The sequence below is a fragment of the Spirosoma lacussanchae genome, from assembly GCF_005870035.1.
Taxonomy (GTDB): Bacteria; Bacteroidota; Bacteroidia; order Cytophagales; family Spirosomataceae; genus Spirosoma; species Spirosoma lacussanchae.
Genome location: NZ_SWJG01000008.1, coordinates 174778 through 191385 on the forward strand (window position 1 = coordinate 174778; position 16608 = coordinate 191385).

Annotated in this window: 8 protein-coding genes; all 8 read left to right on the plus strand. The window is 55.4% G+C overall.

Annotated features, from left to right (window positions below; all coding sequences use genetic code 11):
• The first annotated feature begins 8 nt into the window (after positions 1-8).
• The 8 genes from FBR45_RS22105 (at position 9) to FBR45_RS22140 (ending at position 16603) form a co-directional block, all read left to right on the plus strand.
• Positions 9-1592 carry a SusD/RagB family nutrient-binding outer membrane lipoprotein gene (locus tag FBR45_RS22105; protein WP_138506389.1) on the plus strand — a complete coding sequence of 528 codons (1584 nt, stop codon included), beginning with the start codon at positions 9-11 and terminating at the stop codon, positions 1590-1592.
• Between the two features lie 78 nt (positions 1593-1670).
• Positions 1671-5000, plus strand: coding sequence for a VCBS repeat-containing protein (locus tag FBR45_RS22110; RefSeq protein ID WP_138506391.1), 3330 nt, complete (start codon positions 1671-1673; stop codon positions 4998-5000).
• A gap of 6 nt (positions 5001-5006) precedes the next feature.
• The gene (locus FBR45_RS22115) at positions 5007-6359 is read left to right on the plus strand and encodes a vanadium-dependent haloperoxidase (protein WP_171044938.1); all 1353 of its coding nucleotides are present in this window, start codon (positions 5007-5009) and stop codon (positions 6357-6359) included.
• Between the two features lie 200 nt (positions 6360-6559).
• Positions 6560-7771, plus strand: coding sequence for an ROK family protein (locus tag FBR45_RS22120; RefSeq protein WP_138506395.1), 1212 nt, complete (start codon positions 6560-6562; stop codon positions 7769-7771).
• Positions 7771-10080: a GH92 family glycosyl hydrolase gene (locus FBR45_RS22125; protein WP_138506397.1), complete on the plus strand. Its 2310-nt coding sequence runs from the start codon at positions 7771-7773 to the stop codon at positions 10078-10080. The genes FBR45_RS22120 and FBR45_RS22125 overlap by 1 nt, the downstream gene beginning before the upstream one ends.
• Before the next feature lie 88 nt (positions 10081-10168).
• The gene (locus FBR45_RS22130) at positions 10169-11599 is read left to right on the plus strand and encodes an alpha-L-fucosidase (RefSeq protein ID WP_138506399.1); all 1431 of its coding nucleotides are present in this window, start codon (positions 10169-10171) and stop codon (positions 11597-11599) included.
• Between the two features lie 152 nt (positions 11600-11751).
• A complete protein-coding gene (locus FBR45_RS22135) occupies positions 11752-14385 on the plus strand; it encodes a glycoside hydrolase family 2 protein (protein ID WP_138506401.1) in 2634 nt (877 codons plus the stop codon).
• Positions 14386-14839: 454 nt separating this feature from the next.
• Complete coding sequence (locus tag FBR45_RS22140) at positions 14840-16603, plus strand: glycoside hydrolase family 9 protein (RefSeq protein WP_138506403.1); 1764 nt, start codon at positions 14840-14842, stop codon at positions 16601-16603.
• The last annotated feature ends 5 nt before the right edge of the window (positions 16604-16608 follow it).

The window sequence follows — 16608 nt, forward strand, 5'->3', positions numbered from 1 at the left end:
ATTTCCATATGTTGACATACAGTAAAAAAAGACGATTGCCTATCCTGACGGCCGTACTGGCAGCCAGCCTGCTGGTGTCGTCCTGTGACCAGGGTTTTGAAGAACTCAACACCAACCCGAACGCGCTGACCGAGCCGGTAGTACCGAACCTGCTTTCGTACAGCATCGTGAAAACGGCGGGTACTGGCTACGAGAACCACCGGGGGAACCTGATTTATGCCGGGGCCATCATTCAGCATTTTGCTTCGCTGAACCCGTACTGGGCCGGCGACAAATACCTGTATAACGGACCCTATTCGGATGCCTTTTTCGAAACCGCCTACGGGTCGCACGTGAAGGAGCTGGAGCAGATCATTTCGATTACGAAAGATAATCCGGCGCAGTCGACCCTTTACAATGTGGCGCGTATCTGGCGGGTGTTTGGCTATCACCGTATCACCGATCTGTACGGCGATGTGCCGTATTCGGAAGCGGGCAAAGGCTATCTGAGCAGCACGTTCTCGCCCAAATACGACAAGCAGGCCGACATTTATGCCGATATGCTGAACGAGCTGGACCAGGCGGCCCAGGGTCTCGATGCCAACAAAACAGGATACGGCACGTCTGACCTGATTTATGGCGGTGATCTGACAAAATGGAAAAAGTTTGCATACTCGATGATGCTGCGGCTGGGCATGCGCCTGACGAAAGTCGATCCGGCCAAGGCGGAGTTGTACGTGAAGAAAGCCATTGCCGGGGGCGTGATGCAGAGCAATGACGACATTGCCAAGCTGAACCATGCCGATGGCGACGATAACAAGCGGAACCTGGACGCCAACACCCTCAGAACCCAGGAGTACGATGCGGCTAACCTGAAAGGAAAGGCTAACAGCAAGCTCAGCAAGACGTTCGTTGATTTCCTCAAGAACAACAACGACCCACGTCTACCGTTCATCGCTACCCTCTGGCAGGGCAACGCCAGTGCCACCGCTGAAGCAACGGCAACGAACCCGACTGCACAGAAGGGGCTGCCTAATGGCTACGATGCGACTACGATCAAAACCCTGATCCCGAGCTGGAACGACAATTCGATCACCGAATACTCCGAGGCTAACCTGAACAAGATAGCCAGCAACTCGGCCCCGACGCTGTTCCAGACCTATGCGGAAGTTGAATACCTGCTCGCCGAAGCCGCTCTGCGTGGCTGGGGTGATGGTCAGGCGGCCCTGCACTACAACCGTGGGGTGACGGCAGCCATGAGCATGATGTCGCTCTTTGGGGGTACGATTCCTCAAAGTGCGATCACTGCGTACCTGACGGCCCATCCATACCTGGCAACTGGCACTACGGCTCAGCAGATGGAACAAATCGGCACCCAGTACTGGGCCGTCAACTTCCTCAACTCGTACGAGGCATACGCCAACTGGCGCCGGACAGGGTATCCGGTGCTGACGCCGACCAACTTCCCCGGCAACGAAACCGGCGGAACGATCATGCGACGGTTGCGGTATCCAGCCTCTGAAGCGAGCCGGAATGCCGCCAAATACAACGCAGCCGTTGCCATTCAGGGTCCTGACCTGTTTACAACCCGGGTATGGTGGGATAAACAATAAGGATCTGGCTCATTCTGTTTAAATTACGGGTTAATAGGCCGTGGCCAACCAGCGGTTTATTAACCCGTAACTACGTTGATGCATCGCTCTCTGCTGTCATACATGAACCGAAACCCGCTGGTCGCTTTGTTTGGGCTGATGGCCCTGCTGGTTCCGGCCGGTCTCCAGGCCCAGTTTACCCGGCTGGCGCCGGAGCAGACGGGCATCCGGTTCACTAACCAGCTGACCGAAACAGAGGAACAAAATGTGTTGGCCTACGAATATTTTTACAACGGAGGGGGCGTGGCCGTCGGGGATCTGAACAACGACGGTCGGCCTGACCTGTACTTTACGGGTAACATGACGCCCGACCGGCTATACCTGAACGATGGCAACCTTCGGTTCACCGACCAGTCAGCCGCGGCCGGAATCGGTCAGGGACCGGGCTGGAAAACTGGCGTTACCCTCGTTGACATCAACCGCGATGGGTGGCTGGATATCTACGTATGTTACTCCGGCAATGGCGACCCGGCCATCCGGCGAAACCGGTTGTACATCAACAATCACCTCGACAAAAAAGGGCAGCTGACCTTTACGGACCAGGCTGCTCAGTACGGACTTGACTCACCCGCCTACAGTACCCAGGCCGTCTTTTTCGACTACGACAAGGATGGTGATCTGGATTGCTTCCTGCTTAACCACAATATCAAAGACTTCAAACGGTTCGACGCAGCGCTGACCAAAGCCATGCGGGACGAATTTGCTGGCGATAAACTCTTCCGGAACGATAACAACAGGTTTGTCGACGTCAGCGAATCGGCCGGTATTAAAGGCAACCCCATTGGCTTTGGGCTTGGCGTTGCCGTGGCCGACATAAACCTCGACGGCTGGCCCGATTTGTACGTATCCAACGATTACATTGAACAGGATTATCTGTACCTGAACGATGGCAAGGGCCACTTTATCGACCAGCTCGACCAGGCCATTGGCCACCTGAGTTACTTCTCCATGGGTAACGAGGTCGTCGACATGAACAATGACGGCTGGCCCGACATCTTTACCCTCGACATGTTGCCCGAAGACAACCGGCGGCAAAAACTGCTCTACGGACCCGAGAACTACGAGGTCTACCAGAATATGCTGCGCAACGGCTTCTCCCACCAGCTGATGCGGAACATGCTGCAACTCAACAACGGAAACACGGGTCAGAAAGCCGGATCGATTAACGTGCCTACATTCAGCGAGATTGGTCAGCTGGCCGGTATCTCCAATACCGACTGGAGCTGGGCCCCGCTTGTTGCTGATTTCGATAACGACGGCTGGAAAGACCTGTTCGTAACGAATGGCTATCTGCGCGACTATACGAATATGGACTTTATGAAGTTCTACGCTGATGCCCAGCTGAAAGCATCAAAAGGAAGCCCGACGGCCATGATGGATATTCTGAAACAGATGCCATCGTCGGCGACGAAGAACTACATATTCAGAAATTCAGGACAACTTACCTTCGACAATAAAGGGAAAGACTGGGGATTCGACCATCCTCTGTTGTCGAATGGGGCGGTCTACGCGGATCTCGACGGGGACGGTGATCTGGAAATCATTACCAATAACGTAAACGAGCCCGCTGGTATCTACCGCAACGATAATAACCGCCAGCATTACCTGGCCATCCAGCTCGGTGAGAGTACTGCGACAGCGGCTATTGGCGCTAAAGTCTGGGTGTATGCCGGAGGGATGCAGCAGTATCAGGAGTTCAACCCGTCGAGAGGGTTTGAATCCAGTATGTACGGACCGCTGCATGTCGGATTGGGGAAACAAACTGTAGCGGACAGCATTCGGATTGTCTGGCCCGACAACCGGACTCAGCTGCTTCGGAATGTCAAAGCTGACCAGAAGCTGGTTGTTCGCTACAAAGGCGCCGACAAACCGTTTGTGTACCAGACGGCAGAGAAGCCGCTCTATACCGCGGTGCCGGCCGATTCGTCGCTTTACCGGCACCGAGAGGATGTTTATAATGATTTCAAGCGGCAGCCGCTCATGCCCAACATGCTGTCTTATCAGGGACCCCATCTGGCACAGGGCGACGTAAACGGCGACGGCCTGGTGGATCTGTATGCCCCTGGTGCCAAAGGGCAGGCTGGCCAGCTGCTGATTGGGCAGGCCGACGGCACCTGGCAACCGCGGGCCCAGGCTGCCTTTACGGCCGACAAGCTGACCGAAGACACCGACGCCCTGTTTGTGGACGTCGACGGCGATGGCGACCAGGACCTGTACGTCGTCAGCGGGGGCTATGCCTACCTGCCCGACGACCTGCTGCTGAACGACCGGCTTTACCTGAACGACGGAAAGGGCAACTTCAGCCGATCGGCCGACGCCCTGCCGGGCGATCAGAGCAGTGATGCCTGCGTCGTGGCGCTGGACGTCGATAAAGATGGTGACCAGGATTTGTTCGTAGGGGGGCGGGTCCGTCCGGGCTTTTACCCGCAGGCGGTCAGCAGCCGTATCCTGATCAACGATGGGAAAGGGAATTTCTCGGATGCAACAGCCCAGCTGGCGCCTTACCTGAAAAACCTGGGTATGGTAACCGATGCGCTGGCATTCGATGCGGATCGGGATGGCTGGAACGACCTGGTTCTGGTGGGCGAGTGGATGCCGGTGTTGTTGTTGAAAAATCAACAGGGACGGCAGCTGGCAATGCCCCGTCCCTTAACCGCTGCCGGCTGGTGGAACCGGGTCGAAGCCAGTGACCTCGACGGTGATGGCGATACCGATCTAGTGCTGGGCAATTTTGGAAAAAACAGCCAGATGAAACCTTCTGACCGGGAACCCGTTCGTATCACCTTTGCCGACTTTGACCAGAACGAGTCGATCGATCCGTTTCTGACGTATTACATTCAGGGCAAACCGTTTCCCCTGGCCACCCGCGATGAAGCGCTGAACCAGATGTTCTCCCTGCGACGTAAATTTACCACTTACCAGGCCTATGCCGAAGCCAGCCTGACCGACATACTAACGCCCGAACAGCTCAGCAAAGCGGATACCCTTCAGGCTACCCAATTTGCATCAGGTATACTGGAGAATACCGGAACCGGCGCCTTTGACTGGCACGAACTACCGACAGAAGCTCAGTTTGCACCGGTGTTTGCTATTGCCTTCCTGGACGCCGATCAGGATGGAAAGACTGATCTGCTGCTGGCTGGTAACCAGTCGAATACCCGAATAAAAATTGGAAAGATGGACGCTAGTTACGGCCAGCTGTTCCGAAATAAAGGGAAACTACAGTTTTCGCACGTTCCCCAGAACCGGTCCGGCTTTGTTGTGAAAGGCGATGTTCGGGATGTGGTGGTGGTAGGCAAAGGCACTCAACAGCAGATTCTGTTCGGGCGTAACAACAACACGATGGAGGTGTACCGAAAAAAACCATAGATGCGTATGAAGCGGTTCTGGTTTTTGCTGATCATGAACGCGCTGGCCCTGGCGGCTGTTGCAGCCCCGCCCGGGCCAACTGGTGTTGGCTACGCCAGGGCGCTGAAGAAGCTGACCGACGTAATGGTGACCGACGTAACCGGCCCCTGCGGTGCGGCCCGGTACTACGCTTACGCGAATCTGGCGGCTTACGAGCTAATGTACCGACAGCAAAAACCAGCGGGTTATGTCCCGCTGACGGGGCTGCTTCGCGGGTATTCATTACCGACTCCAACCGTCCCTGACCCGGTAATCGACGTCGAATTTGGGAGCCAGTATATTCTGTTGCGAATGGGTGAAGAACTGCTTCCATCTGGCTATCTGCTCGAAGCGGCCCGCCAGCAGCTGATCCGTGATAGCCAGCAGCAGCGCCACCTAAGCAATGACCAACTCAGCCGGACAAGGGCCTATGCCGATAGCCTGGTGCGGAAAATAGTCCGGTACGCAGCCGCCGACGGATATCTGAAAACCAGCGGAATGATACGGTACACGCCCGACGACAAGCCGGGAACCTGGCAGCCCACACCACCCGCCTACTCCGAAACCTACGAACCGTACTGGGCAACGCTACGGCCATTTCTGCTCGACAGTGCCGCTCAGTTTCGACCCGTTCGTCCGGTTCCCTACAGCGCTGAGAAAGAGTCTGCTTTTTACCGGCTGGCCCGAGAGGTATATGACACTACCCAGTCGCTGACGGATGAGCAGCGTCACATTGCCAACTTCTGGGATTGTAACCCGTTTTTCCTGAACCAGAAGGGCCATGTCAACTTTGGTACCAAAAAAATCTCGCCCAGCGGCCACTGGATGGGCATCACTAGCCTGGTTTGCGAACAGCAAAAACTTTCTCTGGCCGAAACGATCCGGTGGCATACGCTGGTGGGCATCACCATGGCCGATGCGTTCATATCCTGCTGGGAAGAAAAATACAGCAGTAATCGGATCCGCCCCGAAACGGTCATCAATCAACAGATCGACCGCTCGTGGCGCCCGCTGCTGCAAACCCCGCCCTTCCCGGAGTATACCAGCGGACACAGTGTTATGTCGCAGGCGGTAGCAACGGTACTGACCGTGCTGGCCGGTAGACCAATTGCGTATACCGACGTGATAGAGGAAGAATTTGGGGTACCGGCCCGTACGTACCGATCATTTGGTGAGGCCGCCCGCGAGGCTGCCATATCCAGGCTGTACGGTGGTATTCATTTTCGCGATTCCATCGAAAACGGGGTTCGGCAGGGTGAGCAGATCGGTCGATTTATTGTAAAAAAACTAGGGTTGGCCGGGCAGGGGGCATCGATGCAGGCAACCCGTAAAAATAGATAACAGACTTTTATCCCGGCGGATGTAGTAGGCCAGTATGGCTCCGGTCTTTGAAAAAGATCGACCTACGCCTGATTGGGATTTTGTAAATTATTGATTTTCATTGGCGTGAGTATAATTAGCTGTCTAAACCACCCATCCTTTTTTAGACTTTCGGCGATCTGATCCGTTGATTTTTGATTTGCCGAAGTACATCGATTACCATGCAGGATAATGCCATCATCTCCGTCATTGACACGAAGAAAAACAAATTAAAACGGAACATCATCGCCGAACTTTACCGGGCTCAATCACGAACCATTGCTCAGTTAGCCAGTACGGTGCATAGCAGTGTACCGTCCACCACAGCCCTTATTGAGGAGTTGAGCGCTACCGACTGGGTACATGGCATCGGCATCGGGACCGCCCAGTTTGGTCGTAAACCCTCGCTGTTTGCGTTAAATCCCAACCGATATGTTACCCTGGTGGTCGACAGTAATGTGCACGACACCAAGTTGCTGGTTTTCAATCTGAACAATGAAGTAATTCATCGGGTAGACCTGGATTTGCAACTGGGCGAGACCGACCAGTTTGTCGAAAAGCTGCATGATCCGCTGAACCAGCTGGCCCAGTACCTGCGGGTAGAGGGTCGCGAAGTGATCGGCATAGGCGCTACCATGCCTGGACTAGTGAACCCAGTCCTGAGCCTGAACCATACGTACCCGGAACTGAGCCAGCCGGGCCATTCGCTGAGTACGCTCTTTGCGCTCCTGTTCGAAGCACCGGTTTATTACATCAACGACACAAAAGCGACGATTCTGGGTGAGTATCACTTCGGCCTGGCACAGGGTAAAAAGCACGTCCTGTCGATCAACATCGACTGGGGTATCGGTCTGGGCGTGATCATCAACGGCGAGGTGCTGCAGGGAACGGCTGGCTTTGCCGGTGAGCTGGGACACATCCAGATGAAGACCGATGGTGAGCTCTGCTTTTGCGGAAAAGTAGGCTGTCTCGAAACGCTGGCATCGGCCTCGTCGCTGATCCGGAGGGCTAAAGCCGGCCTGCGCCAGGGACGCATGTCGCTGCTGAACGAAGAAGGCCCCGAAGCCATTACGATTGAGATGATTATTGCTAAAGCCAACGTAGGCGACGGGTTCTGCATCGATCTGTTGAGCGAGGTAGGCAGTGAACTCGGGCGGGGACTGGCCACAGCGGTGCACCTCTTCAATCCAGAACTTATCATAGTCAACGGCGTACTGGCCCGGGTGGCAAAATCGATCCGTCGGCCGCTGGAGCAGGCCCTGGACAAGTACTGCCTGCTGAACTACCGCGATAACCTGAAAATTGAGCTTTCGGAGCTGGGCGAGATGGCCAAACTCTACGGCACCCAGGCCTACGTGCTGCAAAATCTGCTTGAACACGAACAAATACCCTAATGCTAAAAAAACAGTCGTTACTCAATTGCCTTCTTTTCTTTTCGGGGATGTGCTGTGCCGAACTGCCGGGTTTCGCGCAGAACACGGGCTCGGTTAACGATCCGGTCGAGTGGGTAAATTCGCTCATGGGCACCGATTCCAAACCCAGCCTGTCGAATGGCAACACCTACCCCGCCATTACCCTGCCCTGGGGCATGAATACCTGGATGCCGCAGACCGGCAAAATGGGCGACGGCTGGGCCTACACCTACGCAGCCGATAAGATCAGAGGGTTTAAACAAACTCACCAGCCCTCTCCCTGGATGAATGATTACGGTCAGTTTTCCATCATGCCCATAACCGGTAAGCTACGGCCCGGCGAAGATCAGCGGGCCAGCTGGTTTTCGCACAAGGCCGAGGTCGCCAAACCCTACTACTACGCCGTTTACCTGGCCGACCACGATGTAACGACCGAAATTGCCCCGACCGAACGGGCCGCCCGCTTTCGGTTTACCTTCCCTCAAACAGACAGTGCGTATGTAATCCTGGACGCGTTCGACAAAGGCTCGTCGGTCAAAATCATCCCGGCCGAGCGTAAAATCATTGGCTATACCACCCGAAACAGCGGGGGCGTGCCGCAGAATTTCAAAAATTATTTTGTGATCCAGTTCGACCGTCCCTTTACGAGTACCGCGGTCTGGAATGGGAAAGAAACCAGCCGCGGGGCAATCGAGCTGACTGCCGATCATACGGGTGCTGTTGTCGGCTTCAGAACCCAAAAGGGCGAACAGGTTCAGGCGCGGGTGGCTTCCTCCTTCATCAGTCCCGAACAGGCCGAACGGAATCTGGGCGAGATCGGCACCGATGATTTCGAAACGGTAAAAAACAAAGCCAAACAGGCCTGGAACACCGAGCTGAAACGCATCGCCGTTGAGGGTGGATCGGTCGATCAGCTCCAGACGTTTTACTCCTGCCTGTACCGCTCCCTGCAGTTTCCGCGTAAGTTTTACGAACTGGATGCCAGCAATAAGGTCGTACACTACAGTCCCTTTAACGGGCAGATTCTGCCGGGCTATATGTTCACCGATACGGGTTTCTGGGATACGTTTCGGGCGTTGTTTCCTTTTCTAAACCTGATGTATCCCAGCTTAAACGCCCACATTCAGGAAGGGCTGGTGAACACGTATAAGGAAAGTGGGTGGTTGCCGGAATGGGCCAGCCCGGGCCATCGGCCGGTTATGATTGGGTCCAATTCGGCGTCGATCGTGGCCGATGCATACCTGAAAGGGGTACGGGGTTACGATATCAACACGTTGTACGAAGCCGTTCTGAAAAACTCGGAAAACGCCGGGCCAATCTCTACCCTGGGCCGGGCCGGTGTGGAGTACTACAACAAACTGGGCTACGTGCCCTACGATGTCAAGATCAACGAAAACGCAGCCCGTACCCTCGAATACGCCTATGACGATTTTGCCATATACCAGCTGGCCAAAGCCCTCAAGCGTCCACAGTCCGAGATCGACCGTTTTGCGAAACGCAGCCAGAACTACCGGAACCTGTTCGACCCGAGCCATAAACTGATGCGGGGTAAGAACAAGGATGGTCAGTTCCAAGCGCCTTTTAACCCCTTCAAGTGGGGCGACGCCTTCACCGAGGGCAACAGCTGGCATTATACCTGGTCTGTTTTTCACGACGTAGAGGGGCTCATTGGCCTGATGGGCGGGCGGAAATCATTCGTCGGTATGCTCGATTCCGTGTTTGTGGTACCGCCGATTTTCGATGATTCGTACTACGGTTCGGTCATTCATGAGATTCGCGAAATGCAGATCATGAACATGGGTAACTACGCCCACGGCAACCAGCCGATCCAGCACATGACCTATCTGTACAACTATGCCGGTGAACCCTGGAAAACTCAGTACTGGGTGCGCGACGTCATGAACCGGCTGTACAAACCCACGCCCGATGGCTACTGCGGAGATGAAGACAACGGGCAAACGTCGGTCTGGTACGTGTTTTCGGCCCTCGGGTTCTATCCCGTTTGCCCCGGAACCGATCAATACGTGCTGGGTTCGCCCCTGTTTAGAAAGGCCACGCTCCGCCTGGAAAATGGAAAAACGCTGGTGATGAATGCCCCCGCCAACAGCAGCCAGAACCGGTACGTCGGCGCGGTGACTCGCAATGGTGCGGTTTACGAAAAAAACTGGTTTAGTCACGGCGACTTACTGCGGGGCGGAACGATCAACTTCACGATGGTGGCTCAACCCAACAAACAACGTGGCACCCAGCCCCCAGCCTTCCCTTATTCGTTCTCGTCCGACAAGCGGTAACGAACCGGCTGTCTGGTCCTGGCCCGGCTGGTTGCGGTAACCAGTCGGCTGCCCACGGTGCTTTGTTTCATCATTATAAAACCAACTTATGAAGCGTTCCCACCTCTCCCTATGGCTCGCCCTGGCTGTATCGATCCCTGGACTGGCTCAGCAGCACTCCGAGCAAAAACATGATAAATACGTCTGGCCAACGGATGAGCAGGTCCGGAAAAAGCTCGGTACCTGGCAAACGGCTAAGTTTGGTTTGCTGATGCACTGGGGCACGTACAGCCAGCGGGGCATTGTAGAATCCTGGTCGCTCTGCCCCGAAGACGAAGGCTGGTGTGAACGAAAAGGCCCCACGGCCCAAAACTGGTTCGAGTACAGGAAAGGCTACGAAGCGCTGCAAACGACCTTCAATCCGGTCCGGTTCAACCCCGACCGCTGGGCCGATGCGGCCCGGAAGGCGGGTATGAAGTATATGATCTTCACCACGAAGCATCACGACGGTTTTTGTATGTTCGATACGAAGCAGACCGACTACAAGATTACCAGCACCCGGTCGCCTTTCGCCACCAACCCGCGGAGTAACGTTACGAAGGAGATTTTGCAGGCGTTCCGGCAGCAGGACTTCCTGGTGGGCACCTATTTTTCCAAGCCGGACTGGCATAACGAGCATTACTGGTGGCCGTATTTCCCACCCAAAGACCGTAACGTAAACTACGACCCCAAAAAGTACCCTAAGGAATGGAGCCAGTTTAAAGAATTTACCTACAACCAAATTCAGGAGCTGATGACGGACTATGGGAAGGTGGATATACTCTGGCTGGACGGGGGCTGGGTCCGTCCGTTTAATACCATCGACTCGACCATTAGCTGGCAGCGGACTATTCCTTACAACCAGGATATCGACATGGCTCGCATAGCCGCCGACGCCCGGAAGAAACAGCCCGGTCTGCTCGTTGTGGACCGAACGGTGTCGGGTGAGTTCGAGAATTATGTAACCCCCGAACAGCAAATTCCGGATCAGTACATGCCTATTCCCTGGGAAACGTGCATGACTATGGGCGACAGCTGGTCGTACATTCCTAAAGAAAACTTCAAACCCACCCGAAAGCTGGTGCAGACGCTGGTCGATGTGGTGGCCAAAAACGGAAACCTCCTGCTCAACATTGCCCCCGGACCCGATGGCGAGTGGCACGAAGAGGCCTATAGTCGTCTGGCCGAGATCGGTACGTGGCTGACGGTAAACGGCGAGTCGATTTACAATACCAAACCACTTGCTCCGTACCGGCAGGGCAAATGGGCGTTTACCCAGCGGGATGCTACTACATACCTGTCGTACATGCCCGAAGAATCCGAAAAGCAGCTGCCGGCCAGCCTGACCCTACCGCTGGCCCCCGGAAAGTCGCTGACGCTGCTGGGGACAAAACAACCCCTGAAGTGGAAAAAAAACGGACAGGAAGCACAAGTTGTCATTCCGGAGAAAGTACGCCAGCAACTTGCCAACCAACCCGTATGGGTATTTAAGCTGGGCTGACGAGTTTAGCCGACGTAGTCCTGCCGGGTAGTAGCCAGTTGCCTGTTCTGATTCATCACGAGTCTGTCTGCGCGGCTGCTCCAGAGCTACCCATGTCCATTATTTGCCGATCAGGGCGCTGAATTGGCTGCTTACAACCTGTTACTAAATCGATGAAATTCATTAAACACTCACTCCTGGCGTTGCTGCTGGCGGTTCCCGGCTGGGCCCACGCTCAGACCCGGTACGAGCTGAAAACCGGCTGGCAGTGTAGCCCCATCGCCAAAACAAAAGAGGACGGAACTGTTCTCTCGTCACCTGCCCACCCGCTGGCGGGCTGGATGCCTGCCGTAGTTCCTGGTACCGTATTGACGACCCTGCTGGCCAACAAACAGATTCCGGATCCATTCTACGGGATGAACAATGAAAAAATACCGGATGTGTATCATGTCGGCCGCGACTATTACACCTACTGGTTTGCCACCGATTTTCAGGAAACCGCGAAACCGGGCGAGCAGGTCTGGCTGAACTTTCGGGGCATCAACTACAGCTGCGATGTGTACCTGAATGGGCAGAAACTGACCAACCGGCCTCATACGGGGATGTTTCTTCGCAAAACGTTTAACATTACGCCCTACCTGCAGAAAAGCGGCAAAAACCGGCTGGCGGTTATCGTATACCCACCCGACCCGGTAGGCAATCCGAACGGCGGTCAGGGGGGTGATGGAACGATAGCCCGGAATGTGGCCCATCAGTACGTGGCAGGCTGGGACTGGATTCAGCCGGTTCGGGATCGGAATACCGGCATATGGGACAAAGTCACCATCGAGAAGACCGGGGGCGTCAACCTGAAAAACCCGCATGTAGTGACCAGCGTACCCGGCATTCGACAGCCAGACGGCCCGCAGCAACCCGCTCTGGTCGGTACGTCGGCCGAGCTGGAAAACCCGACAACGGTCCGGCAGGAAGGTACGCTGCGGTTCACTATCAATGGCCAGACGGTATCAAAAAAGGTAAGCCTGGCTCCCGGAACGACAACAATGGTTCAGCTACCGACCCTCACCCTGGCTAACCCCCGGCTGTGGTGGCCGGCGGGCTATGGGAATCAGTATCTTTATTCGGCTACGGTTCAGTTTGTTACTGGAACGCAGCGGGTTCTGGACGAAGAAGAGCTACAGGTAGGCGTCCGGGAAATTCAGACGGCCTGGAATACGACGACCCGAAGTCGGCAGATCAGCGTTAATGGGCAGAAGGTATTTATCAAAGGGGCCAACTGGATTATCTCCGATGCTATGCTCCGGTTTTCGCCCGAGCGGTACAACGCCGAAATACGCTTCCACCGCGATATGAACCTGAACCTGATCCGAATCTGGGGTGGGGCCCTGACCGAGCGGCCGGAGTTCTACGAGGCCTGCGACCGGTATGGACTGCTGGTGATGCAGGACTTCTGGGGGTCGGGCGATTGCAATGGCCGATGGATTGATCCGGCCAAGAAAGATGACCAGTGGACCCGCCGTAAATACCCCGACGATCATGCACTGTTCCTTACATCGGCCATCGACCAGATCAAGATGATTCGGAATCACGCGTCTCTAGCCATGTGGTGCGGAGGCAACGAGATTACCCTGCCCCAGGACATCATGACGCCCCTGCGCGATTCGATCCTGCCCAAACTCGACGGAACGCGCTGGTTCATCGATTATTCGAACTCCGACGAGATGTCGTATAATTTTCTGGGCGGTAACGGCGACGGACCCTACGGAATTCAGCCCATCGAGCGGTTCTGGTCGTACCGGACTTGGCCGTTCAACTCCGAAGTTGGCTCAGTTGGAGTGGGGGATTATACCTCCCTGGCCCGCTTTATACCGGCCGAGAATAGGGTGTCTCCCGTATATCGTCCGTCCGGCAAAAGCCAGGTCGACTCAGTCTGGAACTACCATAAATACATCGGCTACGATGCATCGATCGACCCCTACGGAGCGCCTGCCGACGTTCGTGACTTTGCCCGCAAGGCACAGCTGGTGAACTACGATCAGTACCGGGCGCTGATGGAAGGCTTCAGCGCACACATGTGGGATTGGTATACCGGTACCATTATCTGGAAAACCCAGAACCCATGGACCTCGTTACGGGGACAGATGTACGATTACTACCTCGACCCCAACGCGGGACTGTACGGCCTGCACCGCGGGAGCGAGCCCCTGCACATCATGTATAACCCCGTTGACAGTATAGTGATGGTAGCGAACAATACGTTCAGGTACCACCGGGACATGATGATGGTTATTCAGGTATACGACATGGCTGGCAAAGACTCTACGCTGACGCAGGTCTTCTCGGAGATAGGGCCGACGCTGGTTCGGCCGTACGTGCCCATTGGTCGTACTATAAAGGCCCTGACGAAGGAGAAAGGGGCTTTTCTTCGGCTCCGGCTCCTCGACCTGAACCGGCAGCCCCTGAGCGAAAACATGTATTGGTTGCCCGATGAGAAAGGCAATCATTCGGGTTTGCAGCAACTGGAAAAAGCGTCTGTTCAGCTTTCAGCCCGACTGCTAGCCCCGGGCCGGGTGGAGGTGACGCTGACAAACCCAACGGGAGGTCCGATGGCATTCTTCAACCGTGTCTCTCTGGTTGACGCGACCACAAAAGCGAGGATTTTGCCGGTATTTTACAGTGACAACTACCTGTCTGTTCCACCGGGAGAGAAGAAAACTATAACGGTAGAGTATACTCCCACGATCACCGACCCCCTGGTGTCGCTGGAAGGCTGGAATGTGCCGGAACAATTTGCTCCTATACAGCGGTAGCTCGTCGTTAACAGCAATCCTAAGCCGCCCGGCCGTTCACCCTGTAGAACTGGCTGTGTAGCTTAGGGTTGCTGTATGTACTACAGAAAGAAATCGGCAGCCAAAGCTGTGCTTTTAGATATGAACAAGCCTTCTTTTTGACAGAGCCTTGCACCGACAGGCCCTGGCAGGCGAATCAGGATTTAGGGTTTTCCCTGAATTTGGGGTTGATAGGGTTTTCTATATAATCCAGGGGCGAGAAGGGTCCTAGTTTTGCTTCGTAACGTACTAAAAGCTGATGCAGTGGTAACCAGACGGTAGTTGGGGCGGGGCCAGGTTAGAGCAAGGGTACAGCTATCAGCGAAGAAATGGGTTGTACGCTGATAATCAGTTTTCGCACCATGAGTATAACCGATAAAACCAGTGGTTTATCAGTAAGCCGTTAGGCGTCTCCACGTATCGCTGTTGCTTGACTATGCTCAGGATTATAGTTGCCGTAAGCCTATTCATAGGCAGTTTATTTCGGATCGAGCCTGTATCGGCGCAAACCGTATCCGAAGCCATTCGCCTGAACCAAATTGGCTTTTACCCCAATGCCCCCAAAGTAGCCATTATCGTGGCAGCAACGGATGGCCCGTTTCAGGTAACCACTGCCGATGGCCGCAGGGTCGTTTACTCCGGATCGCTCAGCGAGTCGCGCACCAACGCTATATCCGGCAAAACGGCTCGTTCGGCCGACTTTTCGACCCTGCGCACGCCCGGTACATACGTACTCGTAATTCCCGGATTGGGTAAATCCTATCCGTTTTCTATTCAGGCCAATATTCATCAGAAGCTGGCTGCAGGCGCGATCAAGGGCTTTTACTACCAGCGAACCGCAATCGAACTACCCGAAACCTACGCCGGTATCTGGCACCGCCCGGCCGGCCATCCCGATACCCGGGTGCTGATCCATCCGTCGGCGGCATCGGCAACCCGCCCCGCCGGAACGACGATTTCGTCGCCCCTGGGCTGGTACGATGCCGGAGATTACAACAAGTACATCGTCAATTCGGGCATCACGATGGGGACCCTGCTGTCGGTATACGAGGATTTTCCGGACTATTGCCGTTCGATGGCCGTTTCCATCCCTGAACGCACGAATCAACTGCCCGACCTGCTCGACGAGTCACTCTGGAACCTGCGATGGATGCTGACCATGCAGGACCCGGCCGACGGGGGCGTTTACCACAAACTGACGAATGCCCGCTTCGACGGAATGGTCATGCCCGATAAAGCCACGGCTGATCGCTATGTGGTGCAGAAAAGCGTAACGGCTGCGCTCGATTTTGCGGCCGTTATGGCGCAGGCCGCCCGAGTCTTTAGACCCTTTACCCGCGAGCTACCCGGCCTGGCCGATTCCTGTTCTACAGCAGCTGTAAAGGCCTGGCAGTGGGCCAAACAGAACCCCGATGCCCTGTACAATCAGGATGCCCTGAACAAGTCGTTCGAGCCCGATGTCGTTACGGGTACTTATGGCGACCGCTCGGCTGCTGACGAATGGATCTGGGCCGCGGCCGAGCTATATCTGACCACGAAAGACGATACCTATTACACCGCTGTGAACCTGTTTCCCGACGAAAACACACCGCTTCCATCGTGGCCTATGGTTCGGACGCTGGCCTATTATTCACTGGCCCGCCTGTCGAAGCAGATGACGCCACGGGGCCAGCAGGACTTGCCCAAAGTAAAGGCCCACATACTGCGGCTGGCCGATCAGCTCAAGCAGGATCGAAACAAGCAGGCTTTCCTGACACCTATGGGTAAGTCGGCCAGTGACTATATCTGGGGTAGCAGCGCCGTAGCGGCTAATCAGGGTATAGCGCTCATTCAGGCGTTTCGGCTCACCAACCAGGGTGAATACCTCGATGCCGCGCTGGCCAACATGGATTATCTGCTCGGCCGGAACGCTGTCGGCTATTCATTCGTAACGGGCTTTGGGAGTAAAACGCCATTGCACCCGCACCACCGGCCTTCGGTGGCCGATGGAATCGACGCGCCGGTACCCGGCCTTCTGTCGGGGGGCACCAACGCCAACGCAGCTCGGCAGGACAAATGCCCTGGCTACACCACCACCGTTGCCGATGAGGTCTTTCTGGATGCCGACTGCTCCTACGCGTCTAACGAAATTGCCATTAACTGGAACGCGCCCCTGGTTTACCTGGCAACGGCGCTGGAAGCCCTGCAGAAAAAACGGTAAACTGG

Coding starts and splice junctions, on each gene's coding strand:
- FBR45_RS22135 (WP_138506401.1), top strand. CDS start 11,752: ATGAAATTCATTAAACACTCACTCCTGGCGTTGCTGCTGGCGGTTCCC.
- FBR45_RS22125 (WP_138506397.1), top strand. CDS start 7,771: ATGCTAAAAAAACAGTCGTTACTCAATTGCCTTCTTTTCTTTTCGGGG.
- FBR45_RS22130 (WP_138506399.1), top strand. CDS start 10,169: ATGAAGCGTTCCCACCTCTCCCTATGGCTCGCCCTGGCTGTATCGATC.
- FBR45_RS22105 (WP_138506389.1), top strand. CDS start 9: ATGTTGACATACAGTAAAAAAAGACGATTGCCTATCCTGACGGCCGTA.
- FBR45_RS22110 (WP_138506391.1), top strand. CDS start 1,671: ATGCATCGCTCTCTGCTGTCATACATGAACCGAAACCCGCTGGTCGCT.
- FBR45_RS22115 (WP_171044938.1), top strand. CDS start 5,007: ATGAAGCGGTTCTGGTTTTTGCTGATCATGAACGCGCTGGCCCTGGCG.
- FBR45_RS22140 (WP_138506403.1), top strand. CDS start 14,840: ATGCTCAGGATTATAGTTGCCGTAAGCCTATTCATAGGCAGTTTATTT.
- FBR45_RS22120 (WP_138506395.1), top strand. CDS start 6,560: ATGCAGGATAATGCCATCATCTCCGTCATTGACACGAAGAAAAACAAA.